The sequence below is a fragment of the Citrobacter sp. Cpo100 genome (assembly GCF_030332595.1).
Lineage (GTDB): Bacteria > Pseudomonadota > Gammaproteobacteria > Enterobacterales > Enterobacteriaceae > Citrobacter > Citrobacter portucalensis.
In genome coordinates this window covers 22260-47380 of sequence record NZ_JAOWHM010000025.1, presented here as the reverse complement: position 1 = coordinate 47380, position 25121 = coordinate 22260, and the positions used below count along the sequence as shown (strand labels likewise).

23 protein-coding genes are annotated in these 25121 nt (G+C 53.5%); 15 read left to right on the top strand and 8 right to left on the bottom strand.

Annotated elements, in window-relative coordinates; translation table 11 throughout:
* Positions 1–69 precede the first annotated feature (69 nt).
* A complete protein-coding gene (gene ilvB, locus OGX96_RS03160; protein ID WP_048215245.1) occupies positions 70–1758 on the top strand; it encodes an acetolactate synthase large subunit in 1689 nt (562 codons plus the stop codon).
* Between the two features lie 3 nt (positions 1759–1761).
* Positions 1762–2052: an acetolactate synthase small subunit gene (ilvN, locus tag OGX96_RS03155; RefSeq protein WP_003023914.1), complete on the top strand. Its 291-nt coding sequence runs from the start codon at positions 1762–1764 to the stop codon at positions 2050–2052.
* A 1-nt stretch (position 2053) separates the two neighbouring features.
* Here the strand turns inward: ilvN and OGX96_RS03150 are convergent, their stop codons facing one another.
* The gene (locus OGX96_RS03150) at positions 2054–2839 is read right to left on the bottom strand and encodes a DeoR family transcriptional regulator (RefSeq protein ID WP_003827122.1); all 786 of its coding nucleotides are present in this window, start codon (positions 2837–2839) and stop codon (positions 2054–2056) included.
* A gap of 324 nt (positions 2840–3163) precedes the next feature.
* Here OGX96_RS03150 and rbsK point away from each other — a divergent pair, with 324 nt between their 5' ends.
* The 7 genes from rbsK to uhpT all read left to right on the top strand — a co-directional run bounded on the left by rbsK (position 3164) and on the right by uhpT (position 11571).
* Positions 3164–4084: a ribokinase gene (gene rbsK, locus OGX96_RS03145; protein ID WP_003827124.1), complete on the top strand. Its 921-nt coding sequence runs from the start codon at positions 3164–3166 to the stop codon at positions 4082–4084.
* 27 nt (positions 4085–4111) lie between these two features.
* Positions 4112–5428 carry an L-fucose:H+ symporter permease gene (gene fucP / locus OGX96_RS03140; RefSeq protein ID WP_003827126.1) on the top strand — a complete coding sequence of 439 codons (1317 nt, stop codon included), beginning with the start codon at positions 4112–4114 and terminating at the stop codon, positions 5426–5428.
* Between the two features lie 11 nt (positions 5429–5439).
* Positions 5440–6453, top strand: coding sequence for an aldose 1-epimerase family protein (locus tag OGX96_RS03135; protein ID WP_032945437.1), 1014 nt, complete (start codon positions 5440–5442; stop codon positions 6451–6453).
* A 153-nt stretch (positions 6454–6606) separates the two neighbouring features.
* Positions 6607–7200, top strand: a complete 594-nt coding sequence (gene uhpA / locus OGX96_RS03130) for a response regulator transcription factor UhpA (RefSeq protein ID WP_003023923.1) — start codon at positions 6607–6609, stop codon at positions 7198–7200.
* Positions 7197–8699, top strand: a complete 1503-nt coding sequence (gene uhpB, locus OGX96_RS03125) for a signal transduction histidine-protein kinase/phosphatase UhpB (protein WP_286582241.1) — start codon at positions 7197–7199, stop codon at positions 8697–8699. Before uhpA ends, uhpB begins: the two co-directional genes overlap by 4 nt.
* A gap of 9 nt (positions 8700–8708) precedes the next feature.
* Entirely contained in the window at positions 8709–10037 is a 1329-nt protein-coding gene (locus tag OGX96_RS03120) for an MFS transporter (RefSeq protein ID WP_008786521.1), read from the top strand.
* Positions 10038–10179: 142 nt separating this feature from the next.
* Positions 10180–11571 carry a hexose-6-phosphate:phosphate antiporter UhpT gene (gene uhpT, locus OGX96_RS03115; RefSeq protein ID WP_003023929.1) on the top strand — a complete coding sequence of 464 codons (1392 nt, stop codon included), beginning with the start codon at positions 10180–10182 and terminating at the stop codon, positions 11569–11571.
* A 47-nt stretch (positions 11572–11618) separates the two neighbouring features.
* Here uhpT and OGX96_RS03110 read toward each other — a convergent pair whose 3' ends face one another.
* Positions 11619–12524, bottom strand: coding sequence for a LysR family transcriptional regulator (locus OGX96_RS03110; RefSeq protein WP_048227350.1), 906 nt, complete (start codon positions 12522–12524; stop codon positions 11619–11621).
* Between the two features lie 105 nt (positions 12525–12629).
* On the opposite strand from OGX96_RS03110, the gene OGX96_RS03105 reads away from it, so the two are divergent.
* The 3 genes from OGX96_RS03105 (at position 12630) to nepI (ending at position 15041) form a co-directional block, all read left to right on the top strand.
* Complete coding sequence (locus OGX96_RS03105; protein ID WP_003827141.1) at positions 12630–13082, top strand: DUF1198 family protein; 453 nt, start codon at positions 12630–12632, stop codon at positions 13080–13082.
* Between the two features lie 99 nt (positions 13083–13181).
* Complete coding sequence (locus OGX96_RS03100; RefSeq protein ID WP_153687843.1) at positions 13182–13706, top strand: SRPBCC domain-containing protein; 525 nt, start codon at positions 13182–13184, stop codon at positions 13704–13706.
* A 141-nt stretch (positions 13707–13847) separates the two neighbouring features.
* On the top strand, positions 13848–15041 hold the full coding sequence (gene nepI, locus OGX96_RS03095) for a purine ribonucleoside efflux pump NepI (RefSeq protein ID WP_235126091.1): 1194 nt from the start codon (positions 13848–13850) through the stop codon (positions 15039–15041).
* Between the two features lie 61 nt (positions 15042–15102).
* Here the strand turns inward: nepI and OGX96_RS03090 are convergent, their stop codons facing one another.
* From OGX96_RS03090 to OGX96_RS03070, 5 genes are all read right to left on the bottom strand, one after another.
* Positions 15103–16482 carry a carbohydrate porin gene (locus OGX96_RS03090; RefSeq protein ID WP_286582237.1) on the bottom strand — a complete coding sequence of 460 codons (1380 nt, stop codon included), beginning with the start codon at positions 16480–16482 and terminating at the stop codon, positions 15103–15105.
* Positions 16483–16687: 205 nt separating this feature from the next.
* Complete coding sequence (locus OGX96_RS03085) at positions 16688–16990, bottom strand: PTS lactose/cellobiose transporter subunit IIA (RefSeq protein WP_008786514.1); 303 nt, start codon at positions 16988–16990, stop codon at positions 16688–16690.
* Between the two features lie 12 nt (positions 16991–17002).
* A complete protein-coding gene (gene gmuD, locus OGX96_RS03080; protein WP_174770901.1) occupies positions 17003–18385 on the bottom strand; it encodes a 6-phospho-beta-glucosidase GmuD in 1383 nt (460 codons plus the stop codon).
* Between the two features lie 20 nt (positions 18386–18405).
* On the bottom strand, positions 18406–19737 hold the full coding sequence (locus OGX96_RS03075; protein ID WP_008786512.1) for a PTS cellobiose transporter subunit IIC: 1332 nt from the start codon (positions 19735–19737) through the stop codon (positions 18406–18408).
* Positions 19738–19749: 12 nt separating this feature from the next.
* Positions 19750–20064, bottom strand: coding sequence for a PTS sugar transporter subunit IIB (locus tag OGX96_RS03070; RefSeq protein WP_008786511.1), 315 nt, complete (start codon positions 20062–20064; stop codon positions 19750–19752).
* Between the two features lie 292 nt (positions 20065–20356).
* Here OGX96_RS03070 and OGX96_RS03065 point away from each other — a divergent pair, with 292 nt between their 5' ends.
* Positions 20357–21304 carry a LacI family DNA-binding transcriptional regulator gene (locus tag OGX96_RS03065; RefSeq protein WP_032941556.1) on the top strand — a complete coding sequence of 316 codons (948 nt, stop codon included), beginning with the start codon at positions 20357–20359 and terminating at the stop codon, positions 21302–21304.
* 37 nt (positions 21305–21341) lie between these two features.
* Here OGX96_RS03065 and OGX96_RS03060 read toward each other — a convergent pair whose 3' ends face one another.
* Complete coding sequence (locus tag OGX96_RS03060; protein WP_008786509.1) at positions 21342–21635, bottom strand: YicS family protein; 294 nt, start codon at positions 21633–21635, stop codon at positions 21342–21344.
* A gap of 130 nt (positions 21636–21765) precedes the next feature.
* On the opposite strand from OGX96_RS03060, the gene OGX96_RS03055 reads away from it, so the two are divergent.
* Entirely contained in the window at positions 21766–22182 is a 417-nt protein-coding gene (locus OGX96_RS03055; RefSeq protein ID WP_079934369.1) for a GNAT family N-acetyltransferase, read from the top strand.
* A 90-nt stretch (positions 22183–22272) separates the two neighbouring features.
* On the top strand, positions 22273–25071 hold the full coding sequence (gene dagR / locus OGX96_RS03050) for a transcriptional regulator DagR (protein WP_198802975.1): 2799 nt from the start codon (positions 22273–22275) through the stop codon (positions 25069–25071).
* Positions 25072–25121 lie beyond the last annotated feature (50 nt).

Sequence of the window (25121 nt, the reverse complement as noted above, 5' to 3'; positions counted from 1 at the left end):
CAAACCGGGCGGGGTTTTTCGTTTCAGAGACCTGCCCGGAGCAAAGGCCCAGAATAAAAGGACTGGAGCATGGCAAGTTCGGGCATAACATCCAAGCGTACGCGTTTTACGGGCGCAGAATTCATCGTTCATTTCCTGGAACGCCAGGGAATTCAGGTTGTTACCGGTATTCCCGGCGGATCGATTCTTCCCGTCTATGACGCCTTAAGTCAAAGCACGCAAATCCGTCATATCCTGGCGCGCCACGAGCAAGGAGCAGGGTTTATCGCGCAGGGAATGGCGAGAACCGATGGCAAACCCGCCGTTTGTATGGCCTGCAGCGGACCGGGCGCAACCAATCTGGTGACCGCCATTGCCGATGCGCGTCTGGATTCCATCCCACTGGTGTGTATCACCGGGCAGGTTCCGGCTTCAATGATCGGCACCGACGCCTTCCAGGAAGTCGACACCTACGGCATCTCTATCCCCATCACTAAGCACAACTATCTGGTCCGCCATATCAGTGAATTACCGCAGGTCATGAGCGATGCGTTCCGCATTGCGCAGTCCGGACGTCCAGGCCCGGTGTGGATAGACATTCCTAAGGATATTCAAACCGCTGTTTTTGATATTGAAGAGATGCCGGAGCCTGCGCAGAAAATGGCGGCACCAGCGTTCAGCCAGGACAGCATTCGCGATGCCGCAGCCATGATTAACGCCGCACAGCGTCCGGTGCTGTACCTCGGCGGCGGCGTGATTAACGCACCTGAGCGAGTGCGTGAACTGGCGGAAAAAGCGATGCTGCCCACCACTATGACCTTAATGGCGCTCGGTATGTTGCCGAAAGCGCATCCGCTGTCGTTAGGCATGCTGGGCATGCACGGCGCGCGTAGCACTAACTTTATTCTGCAAGAAGCGGATTTATTGATTGTTCTGGGCGCACGTTTTGATGACCGGGCGATTGGTAAAACGGAGCAGTTCTGCCCGAACGCCAAAATCATTCACGTGGATATCGACCGCGCGGAGCTGGGTAAAATCAAACAACCGCACGTGGCGATTCAGGCGGATGTCGATGAGGTTCTGGCGCAATTGATCCCATTAATTGACGCGCAGCCGCGAGAGTCGTGGCATCAGACGGTGGCCGATTTACAACGTGAATTCCCTTGCACTATTCCGCAGGAAAGCGACCCGCTCAGCCACTATGGATTGATCAACGCTGTGGCTGCCTGCGTAGACGATAGCGCTATTATCACCACCGACGTAGGCCAGCATCAGATGTGGGCGGCACAGGCTTATCCGCTGAACCGTCCGCGTCAGTGGCTGACCTCCGGCGGTCTGGGAACTATGGGCTTTGGCCTGCCAGCGGCAATTGGTGCAGCGCTGGCCAATCCCGACAAAAAAGTGCTGTGCTTCTCCGGCGACGGCAGCCTGATGATGAATATTCAGGAAATGGCGACAGCCAGCGAAAATCAGCTGGATATTAAAATCATCCTGATGAATAACGAAGCGTTGGGTCTTGTATATCAGCAGCAGAGTCTGTTCTATAAGCAGGGTGTTTTTGCCGCGACCTATCCGGGGATGATTAACTTTATGCAGATAGCCGCCGGGTTTGGTCTCGAAACCTGCGATCTGAATAACGAAGCGGACCCACAGGCAGCGTTGCAGGAGATTATTAATCGCCCTGGGCCTGCGCTGATTCACGTGCGCATCGATGCCGAACAGAAAGTGTACCCGATGGTGCCGCCGGGCGCGGCAAACACAGAAATGGTGGGGGAATAAGCCATGCAACAGCAGACTCATGACAACGTAATCCTGGAACTCACCGTACGCAACCATCCGGGCGTAATGACTCACGTTTGCGGGCTGTTCGCCCGCCGCGCGTTCAACGTGGAAGGCATTCTCTGTCTACCGATTCAGGACAGCGATAAGAGCCGCATCTGGCTACTGGTCAACGACGATCAACGTCTTGAGCAGATGATAAGCCAGATCGACAAGCTGGAAGATGTGGTGAAAGTGGCCCGCAACCAGTCCGATCCGTCGATGTTTAACAAAATTACCGTGTTCTTTGAGTGAGTTAATCGCCGTCTGAATCCGGGGTGATCACTTTGACAGAGCCGTTCCGGCAGTGGGTTGCGTAATCTGCCGGTAACGGACGGTCGCTTATCAGTACGTCAAAGGTGGAGAGTGGACCAATGCTGGCGGGGGCGACCTCATCGAACAGGGCGTGGCGCGTCAGCAGAATTTTGCGTAATCCGCGTTCCATCGCTTTGCGTTTTGTGGCCAGATCGTCCGGATTGAACCAGCTAACGCCGAAATGCTCATGGACTCCGCTGGCGGAGATAAAGACTTTCCGTGGGTTGAGTGCATCCAGCGGGGAGGGATTGCTGGTGTCGTAAAAGGCGTCACTTTTCGCCCGGTAGGTCCCCCCGCAAAGAATCGCTGTGGCGTTGGGCTTTTCATTTAGCGCTACGAACACCCGGTGCGAGTAGCAAATCCCGGTAAAGGAAATATCGTCCGGGATCATGCTGACCACCAACGGCATTTCCGCACCATTATCAAAAAAGACCAGATCATTTTCACTCACCAGTCCCGCAGCCAGAATGGCAACCGGTAAATCGTCGCGGTGATACTGTTTTTGCGCGGGGAGTGGCGCGTTAACGATGGCAGCAGGTTTGTTCACCATCACAATGTAACCACCGAGCAGCGTGAGTGGTAACGGTTCGTCATCCTGACTGAGATCCCGACGAATAGTCATCACGGAAACTTCCAGCATTCGTGCCGCCTCTTTCAGATGGATTCGGTCGGTCTTCTTCAACAATTCCATCAGACGTCGAATACGTTCTTTTTGCTTAGTTTCCATGTGCTTCTCCACGAATCATGTTCCCATGTTCCTTCAGTAACATTTTTGTGTTTCTGAGAACATGACATTGCCGCATTACTATACGTCTGACTATCCGGAAATAAAAGCGTGTTTTTTCACGTTTTATTGATTATATCCAGTTAATTTTCAGTCAATTGTAAGCAACTTCATCATTTGTATTGTGATGTGGGTGTAACGTTTAGTGCAATAAATAAACAATAAAATGATCTTCCAATCGCGATCCTAGTCACAAATGATACGAAAGTAACATGATAATGTTATTTTAATATCATTGTTGTGTGATTGTTTCTGAGAGGTAGTAAAATGGATATCGCGGTTATTGGCTCCAACATGGTGGATCTCATCACCTACATCAACCAGATGCCCAAAGAAGGGGAAACGCTGGAAGCACCGGCGTTCAAAATTGGCTGCGGGGGCAAAGGCGCAAATCAGGCCGTTGCGGCCGCTAAGCTCAATTCCAAAGTGCTGATGCTGACAAAAGTCGGTGATGATATTTTTGCGGATAACACTATTCGCAATCTCGAATCCTGGGGAATTAATACTACCTATGTCGAAAAGGTACCCTGCACCAGCAGCGGTGTCGCACCGATCTTTGTTAATGCGAATTCCAGCAACAGTATTCTGATTATTAAAGGAGCGAACAAATTTCTCTCCCCGGAAGATATCGATCGTGCGGCGGAAGATCTGAAAAAATGTCAGCTTATTGTCCTGCAACTGGAGGTGCAGCTGGAAACTGTTTATCACGCGATTGAATTTGGCAAAAAACACGGTATTGAAGTGTTACTAAATCCCGCCCCTGCATTACGGGAATTAGATATGTCTTATGCCTGTAAATGTGATTTTTTTGTGCCGAATGAAACCGAGTTGGAAATATTAACCGGTATGCCAGTGGATACTTATGACCATATTCGCGCAGCAGCACGTTCTCTGGTTGATAAAGGTCTGAACAATATTATCGTCACCATGGGTGAGAAAGGTGCGCTGTGGATGACGCGTGACCAGGAAGTCCATGTTCCAGCGTTTAAAGTGAACGCTGTCGATACCAGTGGTGCAGGCGACGCTTTCATCGGTTGTTTTGCTCACTATTACGTTCAAAGCGGTGATGTGGAAGCCGCCATGAAAAAAGCCGCTCTCTTCGCTGCTTTCAGCGTTACCGGGAAAGGCACTCAATCATCTTATCCAAGCATCGAACAATTTAATGAGTTTCTTACCTTAAACGAATAATACTCCTGCACTGTAAAAGGTAGCACTATGAACGATAAAAACATCATTCAGATGCCTGACGGCTATTTGAATAAGACCCCTCTGTTCCAGTTTATTTTGTTATCCTGTTTATTCCCGTTATGGGGATGCGCAGCCGCATTAAATGATATTCTGATTACGCAATTCAAAAGCGTATTTTCACTCAGCAACTTTGCCTCGGCATTAGTTCAGAGTGCCTTTTATGGCGGTTATTTTTTAATTGCGATTCCGGCATCTCTGGTGATTAAAAAGACCAGTTATAAAGTCGCCATCTTAATGGGGCTGACCCTTTATATCGTTGGGTGTACGCTCTTTTTCCCAGCATCGCACATGGCCACCTACACCATGTTCCTTGCGGCGATTTTCGCGATTGCGATTGGTCTGAGCTTCCTGGAAACAGCAGCCAACACCTACAGTTCAATGATCGGACCAAAAGCGTATGCCACTTTACGCCTGAACATCAGTCAGACTTTTTATCCTATTGGTGCGGCTGCTGGCATTCTGCTAGGTAAATATCTGGTCTTCTCTGAAGGTGAAAGCCTGGAAAAACAGATGGCCGGGATGAACGCTGAGCAGATCCATAACTTTAAAGTGTTGATGCTGGAAAATACCCTTGAGCCATACAAGTACATGATTATGGTACTGGTTGTGGTGATGGTGTTATTCCTGCTGACTCGCTTCCCGACCTGTAAAGTCGCGCAAACCACGAGTCATAAACGCCCGTCAGCGATGGATACACTGCGTTATCTGGCCAGCAATGCCCGTTTCCGTCGTGGAATTGTGGCGCAATTTCTTTATGTGGGGATGCAGGTCGCGGTGTGGTCATTCACCATCCGTCTGGCACTGGAATTAGGTGATATCAACGAGCGCGACGCCTCAACCTTCATGGTCTATAGCTTCGCCTGCTTCTTTATCGGCAAGTTTATCGCCAACATTTTGATGACGCGCTTCAATCCGGAAAAAGTGCTGATTCTCTATTCCATTATTGGTGCGCTGTTCCTCGTCTATGTTGCACTGGCGCCAAGCTTCAGCGCTGTGTATGTCGCAGTGCTGGTGAGTGTCCTGTTTGGACCCTGCTGGGCGACAATCTATGCGGGTACGCTTGATACCGTGGATAACGAGCATACCGAAATGGCGGGTGCCGTCATTGTCATGGCGATTGTCGGCGCGGCGGTGGTTCCGGCGATTCAGGGCTATGTGGCAGATATGTTCCATTCATTGCAACTTTCGTTCCTGGTTTCCATGCTGTGCTTCGTGTACGTCGGTATCTATTTCTGGCGTGAAAGCAAAGTGCGCAACAACCTGGCTGAAGCGACCGTTTCCTGAGGAGAGCGATCATGACAACACGTATAACGCTGTGGCGAGAACTCTTTGCAGAGCATCCGCGAATCTTACTGAAGAATAACGACTTCACGGTTACCGCATTTCGTTACGCCAGCGGAGTGGAAGGGCTGAAGGTAGAAAACAGTCGTGGACATCTGGTTATTCTGCCCTGGATGGGGCAGATGATCTGGGATGCTCAGTTTGATGGCCATGACCTGACCATGCGTAACATGTTCAGTCAGCCGAAACCGGCGGCGGAAGTGGTGGCGACCTACGGCTGTTTTGCCTTCCACTCAGGTCTGTTGGCAAATGGCTGCCCATCACCAGAGGATTCACATCCTTTGCACGGTGAAATGGCTTGTGCCGCGATGGATGAAGCCTGGCTGGAGCTGGAGGGTGAGAATTTGCGCGTGGGTGGACGCTATGAGTATGTGATGGGGTTCGGTCATCATTATCAGGCGCATCCTGCGGTGGTAATGCACAAAGCGAGCGCGCTGTTTGATATTCAGATGGCGGTTACCAACCTCGCCTCAGTGGCAATGCCGTTGCAGTACATGTGCCATATGAACTATGCCTACGTACCGGAAGCCACCTTCAGCCAGAATATTCCGGATGAGGCCATGAAGCTGCGTGAGTCAATACCCGCGCATGTTAAGCCGACTGAGCAGTGGCTGGCGTTTAATCAGCGGATTGTACAGGGCGAGGCTTCTCTGGCGCGGCTCAATGAACCCCATTTTTACGATCCGGAAATTGTCTTCTTTGCTGACCAACTGGACAGGTACACCGATAAGCCAGAATTTAGCATGATCGCGCCTGATGGCACCACGTTCGTTACGCGTTTCTCCAGCACGGAGCTGAATTATGTGACGCGTTGGATCCTCTATAACGGCGATCAACAGGTTGCGGCATTCGCCTTGCCTGCAACCTGTCGACCTGAAGGATTCCTGGCAGCACAACGCAATGGCACCTTGATTGAAATAGAACCGCAGCACACCCGAACATTTACAGTCACAACTGGCATAGCCTGATCGCTCAAGGCTTGAACACCAAAGCACTTATCGTTAAGGTAAGCGCTTTTGCTGGGTGGCGGCATTAATGCCTTATCCGGCCTACAACGGCACCCGCCCGTAGGCCTGATAAGCGTAGCGCCATCAGGCATGCCTTAGCGCCAGGATGAACCCATGATTACCGTTGCCCTTATTGACGACCACCTCATCGTCCGCTCCGGCTTTGCCCAACTGCTGGGGCTGGAACCTGATTTGCAGGTGGTCGCTGAGTTTGGCTCAGGCAGTGAGGCGCTGGCGGGATTACCGGGACGCGGCGTGCAGGTGTGTATCTGCGACATCTCGATGCCTGATATCTCCGGTCTTGAACTGTTAAGCCAGTTGCCAAAAGGAATGGCGATTATCATGCTCTCTGTCCACGACAGCCCGGCGCTGGTGGAGCAGGCGCTCAACGCGGGCGCGCGTGGTTTCCTTTCTAAACGTTGTAGCCCGGATGAGCTGATCGCGGCGGTGCATACCGTAGCGACCGGCGGCTGTTACCTGACGCCGGACATCGCCGTCAAACTGGCTGCCGGTCGTCAGGATCCGCTCACCAAACGCGAACGTCAGGTGGCGGAAAAACTGGCGCAAGGTATGGCGGTCAAAGAGATTGCCGCTGAACTGGGTCTGTCGCCGAAAACGGTGCACGTGCATCGCGCTAACCTGATGGAAAAGCTGGGCGTCAGCAACGACGTCGAACTGGCCCGCCGGATGTTTGACGGCTGGCAATGAACACGTTCTGTTCCCGGTTAATCACCGTTGTTGCCTGCTTCTTTATCTTCTCCGCCGCGTGGTTTTGCTTGTGGAGCATCAGCCTGCATCTGGTTGAGCGCCCGGAGCTGGCGGTACTGCTGTTTCCGTTTGGCCTGCGTCTGGGGTTGATGCTGCAATGTCCGCGCGGCTACTGGCCGGTGCTGCTGGGCGCGGAATGGCTGCTTCTTTTCTGGCTGGCGCAGGAAGTGGCGCTGGCCCATTTACCACTTTTGATGATCGGCAGCTTCCTCACGTTACTCCCGGTGATGTTGATTTCGCGATACCGCCATCAGCGCGACTGGCGCACGCTGTTGTTGCAGGGCGCGGCGCTCACGGCGGCGGCGTTGCTGCAATCGCTGCCCTGGCTTGGGCAAGGTGAAGAGGCGTGGAACGCGCTGCTGCTGACGCTCACCGGCGGATTAACGCTGGCGCCGATCTGCCTGGTGTTCTGGCACTATCTGACCAGCACGACCTGGCTGCCGCTGGGCCCGGCGGTGGTGTCGCAGCCGGTGAACTGGCGCGGGCGACATCTGGTCTGGTACCTGCTGCTGTTTAGCGTCAGCCTGTGGCTACAGCTCGGTTTACCCGCCGAACTTTCGCGCTTCACGCCGTTTTGCCTCGCGTTGCCGATCATTGCGCTGGCCTGGCACTACGGCTGGCAGGGGGCGCTGATTGCGACGCTGATGAACGCCATCGCGCTGATTGCCAGCCAGACCTGGCACGATCATCCCGTTGACCTGTTGCTCTCGCTGCTGGTGCAAAGCCTGACCGGGCTGCTGCTCGGTGCGGGTATTCAGCGTCTGCGCGAACTTAACCAGTCGCTGCAAAATGAATTAGCGCGCAACCATCGTCTGGCGGAACGTCTGCTGGAAACCGAAGAGAGCGTGCGCCGTGATGTGGCGCGCGAACTGCATGATGATATCGGCCAGACCATCACCGCCATTCGCACCCAGGCGGGTATTGTCCAGCGCCTGGCGCCGGAAAACGCAGGGGTGAAGCGCAGCGGGGCGCACATTGAACAACTTTCTCTCGGCGTGTACGATTCGGTGCGTCGCCTGTTAGGCCGTCTGCGACCACGTCAATTGGACGATCTCACGCTGGAGCAGGCCATCCGCTCACTGATGCGCGAAATGGAGCTGGAAAGTCGCGGTATCGTCAGCCATCTCGACTGGCGAATTGATGAATCTGCACTTAGCGAAAGCCAGCGGGTGACGCTGTTTCGCGTCTGTCAGGAAGGGCTGAACAATATCGTTAAGCACGCCAACGCCAGCGCGGTGACGCTTCAGGGCTGGCAAAAGGATGAACGGCTAATGCTGGTGATTGAGGACGACGGTAGCGGCCTGCCGCCAGGGTCGAATCAACAGGGATTTGGCCTCACTGGGATGCGTGAACGGATTAGCGCCCTCGGCGGAACTCTCTCGATTTCCTGTACGCACGGCACGCGGGTCAGCGTGTCGTTACCCCAGCGATATGTGTAAGGCGCGGTCATGTTTTCGTTTTTAAAAGCTCCGGCCAGTGCGCCGCTCATTACTGATAAGCGTGAAGTGGATGCCCTCTACCGCTACTGGCGGCGGCATATCCTGACCACCATCTGGCTCGGCTACGCGCTGTTCTATTTCACACGCAAGAGCTTCAATGCCGCCGTACCGGATATCCTCACCAGCGGCGTGCTGACTCGCAGCGACATTGGGCTGCTGGCGACGCTGTTTTACATCACCTACGGCCTGTCGAAGTTTGTTTCCGGTATCGTCAGCGACCGATCCAACGCTCGCTATTTTATGGGCATCGGACTGATTGCCACCGGCGTGGTTAACATTCTGTTTGGATTCTCCACCTCGCTATGGGCCTTTGCGGTGCTGTGGGCGCTGAACGCCTTTTTCCAGGGCTGGGGATCGCCGGTCTGCGCACGTTTATTGACCGCGTGGTATTCGCGTACTGAACGCGGCGGCTGGTGGGCGCTGTGGAACACCGCGCACAACGTCGGCGGGGCGCTGATCCCTATCGTGATGGCGGCGACAGCGCTGCACTACGGCTGGCGCGCCGGGATGATGATCGCCGGGCTGTTGGCGATTGTGGTGGGGATTTTTCTCTGCTGGCGGCTGCGCGACAGGCCGCAGGCGATTGGTCTGCCGCCAATTGGCGACTGGCGGCATGATGAACTGGAAATTGCCCAACAGCAGGAAGGCGCTGGGCTAAGCCGCAAAGAGATCCTCACCCGTTATGTGCTACTGAATCCTTATATCTGGCTGCTGTCACTGTGTTATGTGCTGGTGTACGTGGTCCGTGCCGCGATTAACGACTGGGGCAATCTGTATATGTCGGAGACACTTGGCGTTGATTTGGTCACTGCCAATACCGCCGTGACCATGTTCGAACTGGGCGGCTTCATCGGCGCGTTGGTCGCGGGCTGGGGCTCGGACAAGCTGTTTAACGGCAACCGCGGTCCAATGAACCTGATTTTCGCCGCCGGAATTTTGCTCTCCGTTGGCTCGCTGTGGCTAATGCCGTTCGCCAGCTATGTGATGCAGGCCGCGTGCTTCTTCACCACCGGATTCTTCGTCTTCGGCCCGCAGATGCTGATCGGCATGGCGGCGGCGGAGTGTTCGCACAAAGAGGCGGCGGGCGCGGCAACCGGATTTGTCGGGCTGTTTGCTTATCTGGGGGCATCGCTCTCCGGCTGGCCGCTGGCGAAGGTGATGGAGGTCTGGCACTGGACCGGATTCTTTGTGGTGATCGCTATTGCGGCGGGAATTTCCGCGCTGCTGCTGCTGCCGTTTTTAAACGCCCAGGCTCCGCGCGAACTCAACGAAGCGTGATGTACCTCACCTTTTTGCCCCGAGTGGAGCAAAACTAAGAAATTTTCCCGGTTTCACCTGGACGCTGTCTCAGGCGCGTCTTCCGGCTGATTTTTACAATGCCTGCCATTCGCAGGTATAAAAATTAGCTCGGGAGTGTCAAATGCTGGCCTTTCTAAACCAGGTGCGCAAGCCGACCCTGGATCTGCCGCTCGATGTGCGGCGCAAAATGTGGTTCAAACCATTCATGCAGTCCTATCTGGTGGTCTTTATCGGCTACCTGACCATGTACCTGATCCGCAAAAACTTCAACATCGCGCAGAACGACATGATCTCCACCTACGGGCTGAGCATGACGCAGCTGGGGATGATTGGCCTGGGCTTCTCCATCACCTACGGCGTGGGTAAAACGCTGGTTTCCTACTACGCGGATGGCAAAAACACCAAGCAGTTTCTGCCGTTTATGCTGATCCTCTCCGCCATCTGTATGCTTGGCTTTAGCGCCAGCATGGGCGCGGGTTCAACCAGCCTGTTTTTGATGATCGCTTTCTACGCGCTGAGCGGTTTCTTCCAGAGTACTGGCGGCTCATGTAGCTATTCCACCATTACTAAATGGACGCCGCGTCGCAAGCGGGGTTCCTACCTCGGCATGTGGAATATCTCCCACAACCTCGGCGGTGCGGGTGCGGCGGGCGTGGCGCTGTTTGGCGCTAACTATCTGTTCGACGGTCACGTCATCGGTATGTTTATCTTCCCGTCGATTATTGCTCTGATTGTTGGCTTTATCGGCCTGCGCTACGGCAGCGACTCCCCGGAATCTTATGGCCTCGGTAAAGCCGAAGAGCTGTTCGGTGAGGAGATCAGCGAAGAAGACAAAGAAACCGAAGAAAACGAGATGACCAAATGGCAGATCTTTGTTGAGTACGTGCTGAAAAACAAAGTGATCTGGCTGTTATGTTTCTCGAACATCTTCCTGTACGTAGTGCGAATCGGTATCGACCAGTGGTCCACAGTCTACGCCTTCCAGGAGCTGAAGCTTTCCAAAGAAGTGGCGATTCAGGGCTTTACCCTGTTCGAAGTGGGCGCGTTGGTCGGTACGCTGCTGTGGGGCTGGCTCTCTGACCTGGCGAACGGTCGTCGTGCGCTGGTGGCCTGTGTAGCGCTGGCGTTGATTATCGCCACCCTGGGCGTTTATCAGCACGCCAGCAACCAGTACGTTTATCTGGCTTCGCTGTTTGCGCTGGGCTTCCTGGTGTTTGGCCCGCAGTTGTTAATCGGCGTTGCGGCAGTCGGATTTGTGCCGAAAAAAGCGATCGGCGCAGCCGATGGGATTAAAGGCACTTTCGCTTATCTGATTGGTGACAGCTTCGCCAAGCTCGGTCTGGGGATGATTGCCGACGGCACGCCGATTTTCGGGCTGACCGGCTGGGCAGGCACCTTTGCTGCGCTGGATACCGCCGCCATTGGCTGTATCTGCCTGATGGCCATCGTGGCCGTGTTTGAAGAACGTAAAATTCGCCGCGAGAAAAAGATTCAACAATTGAAAGTTGCTTGAGTTAAGTGTGCATTGGTAACGTTTGCCCGCCTTAATGGCGGGCTTTTTTATGCTCTAAACTGGCTGGTTTCATGTACCAGATTGCGCAGCCACTGATGAGCGGCATCGCGGTGCGTGCGTTCATGCCAGGCCATGCTTTTTGTAAAACCGGTTATGGGCAGCGGGGGCGGTAAAACGTGCATACGGGTGTCGTCATACGCCAGACGGGCAGGAACAACGGCAATCATATCGCTGATGGCGAGGATGTCCGGCAAAACCAGGAAGCTGCTAACCGACAAACCAATCTGCCGTTGGCGTCCGACGCTTGCCAGTGCCTCATCGGTGACGCCCCAGAAACTTTCACCCTCATAAGAAACCAGCACATGCTCCAGCGCGCAGAAGCGATCGAGCGTCAGCGGTTGCCCCGCATCAGGATGCGCATGACGCATGAGACAAACGTACTCTTCATCATATAACGCCCGGCTATGCAGGTTGTCGGGCGTGGAATCCGGCGTCAGCAATGCCAGGTCGATTTTCCCCTGCTCAAACTGTGTGGTGAGCAGCACTGGCTCAACCGGGATCACTCGTACACGAATGCCCGGTGCGCGCACGCGAAGCGCGGCAATAAATGGCACGATAACCGCTTTGAGCGCGTAATCCGTAGCGGCGACGGTAAAGGTGAGCGCTGCGGTGAGCGGGTCAAATTGTGTCGGTTTAAGCAGGATATCGATATCGCTGAGGATCTGTTTGACCGGGGCGGCCAACTGTTGGGCACGCAGCGTCGGAACAATGCCATGCGGTGTGCGACTAAACAGCGGATCGTCAAAATAGTCGCGCAGGCGGTTGAGCATACCGCTTACCGCAGGCTGAGTGAGCGACAGCCGCTGCGCCGCCCGGGTTACGCTGCGTTCATCCAGCAGGGCATCCAGCGTTTTTAACAGATTGAGATCGAGCGTTCTGATATCAGATTTCATGATGTCTGCCTGCGAGTTCGATAAGTCACATTATGACACGTTCAGTCGTCGACAGAGGTGAATTTGCCGCTATGATGGGCGTCCTGTCTGGTAATGGATGTGCGCATGATTTGGATAATGCTGGCCACGCTGGTGGTTGTTTTTGTGGTGGGATTTCGGGTGCTAACGTCCGGGTCGCGGCGGGCAATTCGCCGTCTGAGCGAGCGGCTGAACATTGATGTCGTGCCGGTAGAATCGATGATCGATCAGATGGGAAAAGTACAGGGTGAGGCTTTTTTACAGTACCTCCACCGTCCTGATGAATCGCATCTACAAAATGCTGCCCAGGTGCTGTTGATCTGGCAAATCGTTATTGTCGACGGCAGTGAGCAGAACTTGTTGCAATGGCACCGCTGGCTGCAAAAAGCCCGGCTGGCTGCACCGATTACCGACGCGCAGGTGCGTCTGGCGCTCGGTTTTCTGCGCGAGATGGAGCCGGATATGCAGGAGCTTAATGCGTTCCAGATGCGCTATAACGCCTTTTTCCAGCCCGAGGATGGCGTGCACTGGCTGCACTGATATCAAAATTTATGATGACGACTATTTTGAATCGTCATTATCTTTATATCTTACGCGAAAGCATGATGTACCTCGTTAACTCACACGACGAGGTACATCATGAATCAAGCGACTCAACAAAGTGCAATTATCTGGCCCGCAGCGTATCTGCCGGGGACGACTGATAACTTTGCCTCAAATGAAATTATCGTTGCCGGACTGAGCGCCCGTGCCGTCTGGGCACAGCTTAATGACACAACGCGCTGGCCGACGTATTACAGCAACGTGGCGGATATCCGTTTTCACGACGGTTCCGGTCCATTGTTAAGCATGGATGCCCGTTTTCGTTTTACGACTTTTGGTTTCCCCATCGAAGCGCAAATCACTGAGTATGTGCCGCCGGTTGACGGCCTGGCCGCGCGTGTTGCCTGGCATGGCTGGGCGGAAGGCGACGCCACTACACGTCTGGATGTGATCCACGCCTGGCTCTTTGAGGATTTACCCGGCGGGCGCGTACGTATTCTGACCCAGGAATCACAAATTGGCGTTCCGGCACAAGAACTGGCACGTACGCTGCCCAATCCGATGATCAACGGTCACCAGGAGTGGATAACCGGCCTGGCCCGGGCTGCGCGTGACGCTTAATTGAGCCAGAAAGGGCTCTCTGTCCTGGGCCGGATAAGGCGCAGCCGATCTCTGGTGAATAGTTGTCAAAACGTTAATTACGTCACAAATTTAATGTTACACTGCGTAACTTTTCTACAATAACCCCACGCAGGTAACAAAATGAGTGAAGCTGTTGAACAAAAATCCCGCGCTGAGGCAAATTCCCGACCTAACTGGTCGGCGGTATTTGCCGTGGCGTTCTGCGTTGCCTGCCTGATAACCGTTGAATTTCTCCCCGTTAGCCTGTTAACGCCGATGGCGCAGGATTTGGGGATTTCTGAAGGCGTGGCCGGGCAATCGGTGACCGTGACGGCATTTGTCGCCATGTTCGCCAGCCTGTTTGTGACGCAAATTATTCAGGCGACCGATCGTCGCTATGTGGTGATCCTGTTTTCGGTGCTACTGACGCTTTCCTGTCTGCTGGTTTCCTTTGCCAATTCTTTTTCGCTGCTGCTCGTTGGCCGCGCCTGCCTCGGTCTGGCGCTTGGCGGCTTCTGGGCGATGTCGGCGTCGCTGACCATGCGTCTGGTTCCTGCACGTACGGTGCCGAAAGCGCTGTCGGTTATTTTTGGCGCGGTCTCCATCGCGCTGGTAATTGCCGCGCCGCTGGGGAGCTTTTTGGGCGGCATTATCGGCTGGCGTAACGTGTTTAATGCGGCGGCGGTAATGGGCGTGCTGTGCACGATTTGGGTGGTGAGAGCGTTGCCTTCGCTGCCTGGTGAACCTTCGCATCAGAAACAAAACATGTTCAGCCTGTTGCAGCGTCCAGGGGTGATGGCCGGGATGATTGCCATCTTCATGTCCTTTGCTGGTCAGTTCGCCTTCTTTACCTATATTCGCCCGATCTATATGAATCTGGCGGGCTTTGACGTTGATGGCCTGACGCTGGTGCTGCTGAGCTTCGGTATTGCCAGTTTCGTTGGTACGTCGTTCTCGTCGATGATTTTGAAGCGTTCGGTCAAACTGGCGTTAGCCGGTGCGCCACTGGTGCTGGCGCTCAGTGCGCTGGTCCTGATCCTATGGGGCAGCGACAAAGTGGTCGCGGCGGGTATTGCGATTATTTGGGGGCTGTTGTTTGCGCTGGTACCGGTCGGCTGGTCGACGTGGATCACCCGTTCGCTTGCCGATCAGGCAGAAAAAGCCGGATCCGTCCAGGTCGCCGTGATCCAGCTTGCCAATACCTGCGGGGCAGCGGTGGGAGGCTATGCGCTCGATACCCTCGGACTGCTGTCGCCCCTGATGCTTTCCGGCAGCCTGATGCTGCTGACGGCGCTTTTGGTGGCAGCGAAAGTTCGCATAAAAGCTATGCAATAATCTCGGTGTTGTTCGCCGGATAAGGCGTTCTCGCCGTATCCGGCACTTCACGACTCACTGATCAGAACCATGCTTCCCACATGGCACCAAGGTTAAAGTCGTCCAGCGTTTCATCCTGCGTGCCGTTGACCCGCGCGGTGCGATCGTTATCCACCTTGCCGCCGGTGACGTAGAAGCGCAGCATCGGGCGGAACTCCGGTCCCATGGCGATTGACATGTTCTGCGACAGCGTCAGTTTCCAGCCGTGGTTATCCCCGCCGTTGTCGTAATCTACGCGCTGATAGCCCGCTTCCAGCCAGGTGGAGTGAACGTCGTTCCAGAAGTACATTGGACGCACAATCGCGCCGTAGTTCTTACGGTTATCGCTCTTATCGGTGCTGTTGTCGTAATCATGGAACGCTAACAGGTATTCCACCTGCGCCTGGCGGGTAAACTTATGACTTCCCTCGAAGCTGGCGTAAACCGTAGTCAGGTCGTCGGTTTTGTTATAGACGCTGTTGTCGGAGTTATCAGAATAACGGGCAATCACTTTATTCACGCCGCTGTCGTTGGTGTGGCTCAGCACGAATGCGCCCTGCCAGGCTTTCAGGCGGTCATCGCTCTCGACGGCTTTGGAGTCAAAACCGTAGTTGGCGTAGATCTCCAGATCCAGCGGGCCCACTTTCATATTGTGAATTTTTGACGTCACAGCGTAGTTGCCTTTATCGCCGGTACCGGAACCGCCGGTACAGGTAATACGCGATGGGTTGGCTTCGTCTTCCATCACTTCCGGGCTGCACGATTCAACTGCGGCAACGGTGGCGACATCAAACTGTACGCCGCCGATGTCGAAGTTCTTCACCCCGGCGCCCTGGCCGTCGTGGTTCATCCAGAAGTAGTCGTTGATACCCTGTTGCGGACGCTGGTGGAAGTCGCGGCCTGCCCAGATATAGGCGTTGGGATTGGATTCCAGTACGTTGGTGACGCCCGCGTAGGCTTTTTTCATGTTAACTTCGTCGCCCCAGTGGTCGATCATCACGTTGATGTCCCAGATGGCGCCGTTATCGCTTTTGAACGCTTTTGAGAGCTGGAACTCGCCGCCGTTGCCTTCGTTACCCAGGCGACCGATAGCGGAAGCACCGTTGTAGGAGCCATCAACGCCAACGTATTTCTGATCGCCGCTCTGGAAATGCGCGCCGTAACGCGCATAGCCGCTGAATTTCACACCGAACGGAATAGCCATATCCGGCGATTGCGCCGCGCTTTGCGGCTCGTTAATGACATCGGTTTTTTTCGCCACGGCGGCGTCCATTTTTGCCTGACGCTCAGCCAGCGCTTTATCGACGGCTTTGGCAACGATGGCATCGATTTGTTCTTGTGTGAATTCCTGTGCGAGGACAGAAATTGGGCACAGCGCGGCGACGACCGCCAGCGTGACTGGAAGTTTTTTTATCATGTTCATGGTTATCTCATCGACACTTTACCCTTCAGTTTGCGCAGAGCATTCTGAATAAGCGTGTGCATTAATTTATTTTAAGATAATAACCATCCCGTCTCGGTTTAATTTGCTATCACCAAAACAAGTTGATTTGTCTATTTAATAACGGGTACAGGGCTGCTTTATTTAATCGTAATGCTTTCTCCGTTGTTGAATGTTTAATTAACGATTAACGCTGATACAGATGAATAATTTCTTCTGACAGTTCGCGGGCTAATAACGACGTCATTAAGTGATCCTGCGCATGCACCATAATTAATGTCATTGGTTGCCGGGCTTCCCCGGCGTCCTGTTCGATCAATTTGGTTTGCATGTGATGAGCCTGACGGGCGTAACCGTCAGCCTCACGAAGCAGGCTTTTTGCCTCGTCAATATTGCCGGCGCGCGCGGCATGCAGCGCTTCAAAGCACAGACTGCGGGATTGCCCGGCATTGACGATGATTTCCATTACTGCTTCTTCTAATGCAATCATGTTGTTCTCTTCCTAATCGAATCCGTTATTTTCGGCGGTCTGGGCAAACCATTCGCCGCTTTTTTTCACCGTACGTTTTTGCGTTGCTAAATCTAACTGAACAAAGCCGTAGCGGTTTTTATAACCGTTAAGCCATGACCAGTTATCAATAAAGGTCCACATATGGTAGCCAAGACAATTACAGCCTTCGCTAATTCCTTTATGTAGCCATTTAAGATGCTCAGAAACAAATTCAATACGGTAGCTGTCGTTGATTTGCTCTTGCTGAATAAAACGCTGCTCATTCTCGACACCCATACCGTTTTCAGAAATAAAACAGCGCGGGTTGCCATAATTATCACGCAGATTGGTAATAATATCGTAAATACCCGGCTCATAAATTTCCCAGCCACGGTAGGGGTTCATTTTCCGCCCCGGCATTTCGTAATAATCAAACAGCCACTCCGGCATAAACGGTGCATCCGGGTTGACGGCGCTATCACGACATTTCACGCGACGCGGCTGATAGTAGTTGATGCCGAGCAGGTCGATTTTGCCCTCGGCGATTAACTGGCTGTCGCCTGGCTGGCATGTTGGTAACTGATCATACTCTTTCAGCAGTTCAACCAGATCCGCCGGATATTCACCCTTCAGCACCGGGTCGAGGAAGCTGCGGTTAAACAGCAGATCCGCATAGTGTGCGGCTTTTACATCCGCCGGATTTTGTGAGCGCGGGTAGGAAGGCGTTAAATTCAGCACCACGCCGATTTCACCGTCATGGTTTGCGGCACGATATGCCCGAACCGCCGTCGAATGCGCCAGTACGGTGTGATACGCCACGGTTGCTGCACGTTTGAAATCCACCACATTAGGGTAATGGAAGTCATACAGATAGCCGCCTTCAACCGGGACAATTGGCTCGTTAAAGGTAAACCAGTGCTTAACCCGGTTGCCGAACAATGTAAAACACGTTTGTGCATAGCGGCCAAACGCCTCGACCACTTCACGGTTTTCCCAGCCACCTTTCTCCTGCATCACCATCGGCATGTCGAAATGGAACAGGGTGATAAATGGCGTAATGCCTTGTGCCAGCAGCTCGTCGATGACGTTGTTATAGAACTCGACGGCTTCAGGATTAACCTCGCCGGTACCGTCCGGAATCAGGCGCGACCAGCTCAGAGACGTACGGAAGCTGTTGTGCTTCAGCCGTTTGAGCAGTGCGATGTCCTGTTTCCAGTGCTGATAAAAGGTCGAGGTAGTTGCCGGGCCAACTCCCTGATGGAAACGACCTGGCTGACGGTCGAACCACACGTCCCACGTGGTCTGGCTTTTGCCGCCGTTCAGGCTATCCCCTTCGGTTTGCAGCGCTGAGCAGGCACTGCCCCACCAGAAGTTTTCAGGAAAACGGTATCTCATTGTTCTGACTCCTTGATTCATTATGAGTTGCTACGGGCAGCGTTCGCCACGGAGACGGCATCCTGTGCTTTTTGCTCTTCGGTTTTCAGCAAAGAACGTTCGTAAGCACGCAGGAATGGAAGGTACATCAGCGCTGACATCGCCATACAGATAAAGCACATCACCACCGGACTTAATGCCCAGTTTGCGGCCCAGGAAGCACCGATTGGCGCAGGCGTAGTCCACGGCGTCAATGAAACAACCTGTGCCAGCCAGCCGAGTTTGGTGGCGCTATAGGCCAGCACGGCGTTAACCAGCGGGACGCAGACAAACGGGATGAACAACATCGGGTTCATGATGATTGGCGCACCAAACAGAATAGGCTCATTGATATTAAAGAAACTAGGCACAATTCCCATTTTGCCGATAGTACGCAGATGGGCGACGCGACTGCGCAGCAGCAGGAATGCCAGCGGTAAAGTTGAACCGACGCCGCCAATCAGCAGGTAGTGATCCCAGAAACCTTGCAGATAGACATGGGGCAGCGCAGCGCCCGCTGCCAGAGCGGCCTGGTTAGCGGACAGGTTCGCCATCCAGAATGGGTTCATGATGCCGGTTACGATCAATGAGCCGTGAATGCCGGCAAACCAGAAAATCTGGCACAACAGCACAGAAAGCAGAATAGCGGGCAGTGAGTCAGAAGCGGAAACCAGCGGCTCCAGCAGGTGCATAATCGCCTGCGGGATGATCATCCCGGTTTGTGCTTCGATAAACAGGTTCAGCGGATGCAGGGTCGCAATCACCACCAGTACCGGAATGAGGATCTCGAATGAACGTGCGACGCCGGTCGGGACTTCCTTCGGCAGGCGGATTGTCACGTTATTCTGCTTCAGCCATGCATATATACGGGTGGAGTAAATGGCGGTGATGAGGGCGGTAAAGATACCCTGACCGGAAAGATACTGCGTCGAGATTTTACCGTCGGCATAGGGCGCAGCAACCAGTAAAAACGCCATAAAGGCCAGCAGGCCAGACATCACCGGATCGAGGTTAAACTGACGGCCCAGGCTGGCACCAATGCCCACGGAGATAAAGAACGTCATAACACCCATGCTGAGGTTAAACGGCAGCATCAGCTGTTCACGATAAGTTGCCGAGAAATCGAGCCAGCCCCGGGCAAAGCTGTTGGTAGTATCGGCAGAGAACGGCGGAAAAATAAACACCAGCATGAAGGAGCCGATGATCATAAACGGCAGCGCCGCCGTAAAACCGTCACGAATTGCAATCACATACTTCTGCTGCCCTAACTTGCCAGCGAGCGGGGTGATGGATTGTTCAATGACGGCAACCATTGACTGATATAACGAACTCATAATGACACCTTTCTAGTGTGTCGCTTCAATCAGCGACAGAGCATAATCCAGCACTTTGTCACCGCGTTGCATACCGTAATCCATCATATCTATGGCTTTTACGGGTATACCCTGGGTGGCAGCCTTTTCGGAGAGCGTATTAAGCATGTACTTTACCTGGGGGCCGAGTAGCACCACCTGGTAATTTGGAAACTGAATGTCAAATTCGGAAACACCGTAGGCCTCAATCTTCACAGGCAATCCGCGAGACTCTGCCTCTTCAACCATTTTGCGAACCAGCAAGCTGGTGGACATCCCTGCCGAACAACACAACATAATCCTGAACATAGTGAACCATCCTTTAAATGTAAAAACTTATTGCGAGTCTGATTTGATATCATACGGAAACCGGTTTCCATTCATGGGAAACAGAACTGTGACGGCCATCAAAATCTTATTCTTATAAGGCTAATTATTTGGATTTAGCTCACGAAATTAGCTGTGAAGATCTCTTTTTGAGTCCAAATGGAAAATCGGTTTCCATGAAAAACGGAAACAGCTATACTGCGGATGGTGATTATTTGAGCCAATGTTAAATTCAGGATGGAAAGGGCCAGGCGGGTCCTGTCAGGGGAGAATGATGTCTACTATCAACGATGTATCGCGTTTGGCTGGCGTGTCAAAAGCCACTGTGTCACGCGTGTTGAGCGGATCGCGTGGCGTAAAAGAGGCCAGCCGCCTCGCCGTGTTGAAAGCGGTGGATGAACTCAATTATCGTCCGAACGTGATTGCGCAGTCGCTACTCAGCCAGTCTACGGGCTGTATCGGCGTGATATGCGCGCAGGACAACATTAATCAGACCACGGGTTATCTCTACGCGCTGGAAAAGCATCTTAGCCAGCATCAAAAGCACCTGCTACTGCGTTTTGCCAATACCAAAGCGGAAGTCATGAGCGCTCTTGATGAATTAAGCTGCGGCTTGTGCGATGACGTCCTGATTATTGGCGCGCGTTTTCCGCTGAACATCAATCAGGAGAATGTCATTCTGGTGGATTGTCTGGATTCCGGCGATGACGTCAACAGCATCCAGTTCGATCATGAGTTCGCTACCGAAACCGCCTGTAACTACCTGATAAGTCAGAACCGACGCCAGATTGCTTTAATTCATCCGGACGGGATGGGTTTCTCCGATCAGGTGCTGTTGGGCTATAAACACGCGCTGGAAAAAAACTTCCTGCCGTTTAACCGTAACCTGGTATTTATGGCTGCAACGTCATCGTCAGTGGCCTTGCAGGAGCTGCTGAACAACGCGTCGACGCTGAATTTTAACGCGCTGCTGGTGGCGGATGAACAGCAGGCACAGCGGGTGATCCCGCAGTTGCAGGCGTTTAATAAATCAGTACCGCAAGACATTATGGTCTTTAGCCTGGCCGGTTCGCTGCATCTGCCGGGAATCCCTACGATCCCGGCGATTGAATATTCCATGGACGCCATGGCGGCGCGGATCGTCAGTTGGCTCAACGAGAAAACCCAGAGCGTGCTGGGGTCGTACGTGCTGCGCGGCGACTTAATTATTCCTCAGCGTTAACGCTTTCCCTCTGGCGTGGGGCTATTTCGCTTCACGCCTATAAATCCGGGCATTCAACTTTGCCAAGCGCTTCCCAGTAGTTGTTTTGATTGTTTCTTTGAATTGCCAGAATGGCTTCGCGGATGTGCTGCTGATTACGCGTATCAGCCATAATCGTTTTTTCCCACACCTCATCAGATGGCGACCCTTGCGGGGTGCAAATCTTACGTAAATCCTTCATAACGGTATTCTTTTCGTGTACAGCCTGCAGACTGCCATAAGCCGAGTCGGCATGTGCCAGACCGGGTAGCGTGAAAAGGACGGCAATAATCGGAAAAATGACTCGTTTCATGATAATAATCCTTGTTGTCTATGCGCATCATCTCAAGAGTAAGTGTAGACGGCATACGACTCACTCATCACCCTGTGTTAATGTCTAAAAATAAATCAGCCAGAAGTTGTAGTTATTTCAGGAGGATAGGATGCAAATACAGATTACAGATACGATTACCGAAGACGATCAAGATGCCCTGCTTGCCGGATTGCGCGCTTACAACCGGCAGTTTCTGAGAACCACCAATTTTGGCGACCTGGCGGTGTACTGGCGCGATGAGCGCAATGACATTCTGGGTGGGCTGATCGGCAAAATCAAAGGCGAATGGCTGTGCATTGATTTTCTGTGGATGCATGACTCGCTGCGTAAAGGTGGTTACGGCACAAAATTGATGCAGGCCGCAGAACAGACGGCGCGTGAGAGAGGATGCCTGCATGCGCTGGTGGATACCATGAGTTTCCAGGCGCTGCCGTTTTATCAGAAAAACGGTTATCAGCTGCAAATGACCCTCGATAACTTCCCGGAAACCGGTTCCGCGCGCCATTATTTGTCGAAAACGTTTTGATGACCGGAAGGTCTGGATGCCGCCTCACTTTCTTGCGCAGCAGAATAGTGTATGTTCTGAACAATCATTTATTTCTTAAGCGGTAAAGAGATGAGACGGATTGAGATAATACTGGGAGAGCTGGAACGGCTGACGCGAGGACTGAATCTTGCCCATCTGGCGCAGGAAACGGCGTTCACGGCGGAGGCCATCGGCTTCAACCTCGGGCTGGCGCGCAACTCGGTCAGTAAAGATCTCAATCAGCTCTGGAACGACGGCCTGGCGATTAAAAGCCGCGGGCGCCCGGTATTCTTTCTGCATCGTCAGGCGATTGAAGCGCTGCTGGGGCGTAAATTAGATGAGTCCGAGCGTGAAGTGCAAACCGTTTCCGACCTGTTGCCTGTTCAGGAAAACCAGGCGACAGACGATCCCTTTTCCAGCCTGATTGGTTACGATCGCAGCCTGCGCGATGCGGTGGAAAAAGGCCGCGCGGCGGTGCTGTATCCCCACGGGCTACATGTTCTGCTGACCGGTCCCTCCGGCGTGGGTAAAACCTTTTTTGCCGAACTGATGCACCGTTTCGCCTGCGAACGTGCACCGGGAACACCTCCACCGCTGGTCTATTTCAACTGCGCGGAATACGCGCATAACCCGGAGCTGCTCTCATCGCACCTGTTTGGTCATCGACAGGGAGCGTTTACCGGTGCAAACGAGAATAAACCCGGTCTGGTCGAACAGGCTGATGGCGGCTATCTCCTGCTCGATGAAGTGCATCGTCTGCCGTATGAAGGTCAGGAAAAGCTGTTCTCTATTCTCGACAAAGGTGAATACCGGCCGCTGGGTTCCAGCGCCGTGGCGCGTTCAATCTCGGTTCGCCTGATATGTGCGACCACCGAACCGGTAAGTTCGGCGTTGCTGCGCACTTTCCAGCGACGTATTCAGGTATGTATCGATCTCCCCGGCATTCGCCAGCGTTCGGTGGAAGAGCAGGTTGAGCTGATCGTTGGTTTCTTACAGCGTGAGAGCCGCAAAATCGAGCGTACGATAAGCATCGACCGTACCCTGCTGCTCTGGCTGCTGAACAAGCCGCTGGAAGGCAATATTGGTCAGCTCAAGAGCGATATTCAGTTTCTCTGCGCCCAGGCCTGGGCCTCGGGAATGACGGAGCACAGCGATACGCTACAGCTGGATAAACGTCTGACCGAGATCCCCTTTAATGCCACACCGGAACAACGTCTGCTGGTTGGGGCGCTGTTCGAAGGCAAAGAGCACCTGAGCATCGATGCCCGCACGTTGCCGGCACTGAAAAATTCGCTGGCCACCGGGGCCGAAATTGAAGAGAGCGATCTCTTTTACAGCTTCCTGACCCGGGAATATATCAACCTGCGTAACAGTAACGTACCACCTGCTGAAACGCTGGCAATCCTCAAAAACAAACTCAGCTCGATTTTTGAATATGGTCTCTACAGCCGCGATAGTGTGGCGCATCCCCCGCGCTATGGCGATCAGATTGAAGAGCGAGTTACGCTGCTGATCGGCTGCGTTGAGCAGGTGCTTGGTTTTACGCTGCCGGAAAATCTGGTTAACCCGCTGCGCAAACACTTTCTGGCGCTGATTGGCTACGTGCAGCGCGGCCTTATTCCGCAACTTTATTCTTCCAGCCTGATCCTCGATCGCTGCAAAGATGAATACGAAAACGCCACGCTGTTATGCCGAAAAATCAATGAACTGCTGCATATTCAGTGTCCGGCGACGGAGGTGGTCTGGCTGTGCCTGTTCCTCAAAGAGTGTCGCCATTACCGCCAACGGATTGACGCCAGTCCTGACTGCGGGGTGATTTTGATTGCCCACGGCGCGACGACCGCCACAAGCCAGGCGCAGTACGTGAATCGCGTGCTGGAGCGCGAGGTGTTCAGCGCTATCGATATGCCTTTCGAGCAGTCGGTGCATGACACGCTGGAAGCCCTGACACAGATGATCCAGACCCGGCAGTATCGCCGATTGATCCTGATGGTGGATATTGGCTCGCTGGTCCATTTTGGCAGTACGATCAGCAAATTATTCCAGATAGACGTTCTGCTGATGCCCAACATCACGCTCACCAGTCTGCTGGAAATAGGGTTGGATTTAAGCTACGAAACCAGCGACTTGCCGCAGCTGGCGGCGTTGATGCAGAGCAAAAATATTCCCTGTCAGCTCTGTACGCCACAGCAGGAAAACAGCGGTAAAGTGCTGGTCATTTCTTGCATTACAGGGATGGGAACAGCAGAAAAAATCAAAAAGGTGCTGGAAGAGAGCTTCGGTGAGTTGATGTCGCAGGATACGCGGATGGTGATCCTCGATTACAACGAAGTTCGCAGCCTGGAGCGTGTTCAGCAGGCGATTAACGCCAGTGAACGTCTGGCGGGCATAGTGGGTACTTTCCAGCCAGGACTGCCGGATATTCCGTTTATCTCGCTCGAGGAGTTGTTCTCTGAGCAAGGCCCTGAGCTGGTGCTCAGCCTGCTGACGCCAGATCTCTCCAGCAGCGAACGCCGACTGGAGATGGAGCGTAGCGCGATGCGCTTTATCAGCGCGTTGACTATGGAGAGCATCATTAACCATATTTCGGTGCTCAACCCGCAGCGTATTCTGAAAGAGATGGAAGGCGTGCTGAATCATCTGACCGCTGCGCTGTCGCTCAAACCGAGCCGTCAGGTGACACTGCGCTTCCTGATCCATTGCTGCTGTATGGTCGAGCGTATCGTGATTAACCGCAAACCGTTACAGATGGCGCTGGAGAACAAGCCGGATCTGGATGTTCGTGCGTTTAGTGTCATTAAATCTGCTTTCCTGCCGATCGAAGAGGCCTATGCCATTCGCTTATCGGACGCGGAATATTTTTATATCTACGAACTGCTGTATAGCTAATCCCAAGACTTGCGGGGCTTTGCGCCCCGTCGGCATCCATAACTCCCCCG

Bases quoted from the DNA above. Each gene is read 5' to 3' on its own strand.
- ilvB (WP_048215245.1), top strand. From the start codon at position 70: ATGGCAAGTTCGGGCATAACATCCAAGCGTACGCGTTTTACGGGCGCA.
- ilvN (WP_003023914.1), top strand. From the start codon at position 1,762: ATGCAACAGCAGACTCATGACAACGTAATCCTGGAACTCACCGTACGC.
- OGX96_RS03150 (WP_003827122.1), bottom strand. From the start codon at position 2,839: ATGGAAACTAAGCAAAAAGAACGTATTCGACGTCTGATGGAATTGTTG.
- rbsK (WP_003827124.1), top strand. From the start codon at position 3,164: ATGGATATCGCGGTTATTGGCTCCAACATGGTGGATCTCATCACCTAC.
- fucP (WP_003827126.1), top strand. From the start codon at position 4,112: ATGAACGATAAAAACATCATTCAGATGCCTGACGGCTATTTGAATAAG.
- OGX96_RS03135 (WP_032945437.1), top strand. From the start codon at position 5,440: ATGACAACACGTATAACGCTGTGGCGAGAACTCTTTGCAGAGCATCCG.
- uhpA (WP_003023923.1), top strand. From the start codon at position 6,607: ATGATTACCGTTGCCCTTATTGACGACCACCTCATCGTCCGCTCCGGC.
- uhpB (WP_286582241.1), top strand. From the start codon at position 7,197: ATGAACACGTTCTGTTCCCGGTTAATCACCGTTGTTGCCTGCTTCTTT.
- OGX96_RS03120 (WP_008786521.1), top strand. From the start codon at position 8,709: ATGTTTTCGTTTTTAAAAGCTCCGGCCAGTGCGCCGCTCATTACTGAT.
- uhpT (WP_003023929.1), top strand. From the start codon at position 10,180: ATGCTGGCCTTTCTAAACCAGGTGCGCAAGCCGACCCTGGATCTGCCG.
- OGX96_RS03110 (WP_048227350.1), bottom strand. From the start codon at position 12,524: ATGAAATCTGATATCAGAACGCTCGATCTCAATCTGTTAAAAACGCTG.
- OGX96_RS03105 (WP_003827141.1), top strand. From the start codon at position 12,630: ATGATTTGGATAATGCTGGCCACGCTGGTGGTTGTTTTTGTGGTGGGA.
- OGX96_RS03100 (WP_153687843.1), top strand. From the start codon at position 13,182: ATGAATCAAGCGACTCAACAAAGTGCAATTATCTGGCCCGCAGCGTAT.
- nepI (WP_235126091.1), top strand. From the start codon at position 13,848: ATGAGTGAAGCTGTTGAACAAAAATCCCGCGCTGAGGCAAATTCCCGA.
- OGX96_RS03090 (WP_286582237.1), bottom strand. From the start codon at position 16,482: ATGAACATGATAAAAAAACTTCCAGTCACGCTGGCGGTCGTCGCCGCG.
- OGX96_RS03085 (WP_008786514.1), bottom strand. From the start codon at position 16,990: ATGATTGCATTAGAAGAAGCAGTAATGGAAATCATCGTCAATGCCGGG.
- gmuD (WP_174770901.1), bottom strand. From the start codon at position 18,385: ATGAGATACCGTTTTCCTGAAAACTTCTGGTGGGGCAGTGCCTGCTCA.
- OGX96_RS03075 (WP_008786512.1), bottom strand. From the start codon at position 19,737: ATGAGTTCGTTATATCAGTCAATGGTTGCCGTCATTGAACAATCCATC.
- OGX96_RS03070 (WP_008786511.1), bottom strand. From the start codon at position 20,064: ATGTTCAGGATTATGTTGTGTTGTTCGGCAGGGATGTCCACCAGCTTG.
- OGX96_RS03065 (WP_032941556.1), top strand. From the start codon at position 20,357: ATGTCTACTATCAACGATGTATCGCGTTTGGCTGGCGTGTCAAAAGCC.
- OGX96_RS03060 (WP_008786509.1), bottom strand. From the start codon at position 21,635: ATGAAACGAGTCATTTTTCCGATTATTGCCGTCCTTTTCACGCTACCC.
- OGX96_RS03055 (WP_079934369.1), top strand. From the start codon at position 21,766: ATGCAAATACAGATTACAGATACGATTACCGAAGACGATCAAGATGCC.
- dagR (WP_198802975.1), top strand. From the start codon at position 22,273: ATGAGACGGATTGAGATAATACTGGGAGAGCTGGAACGGCTGACGCGA.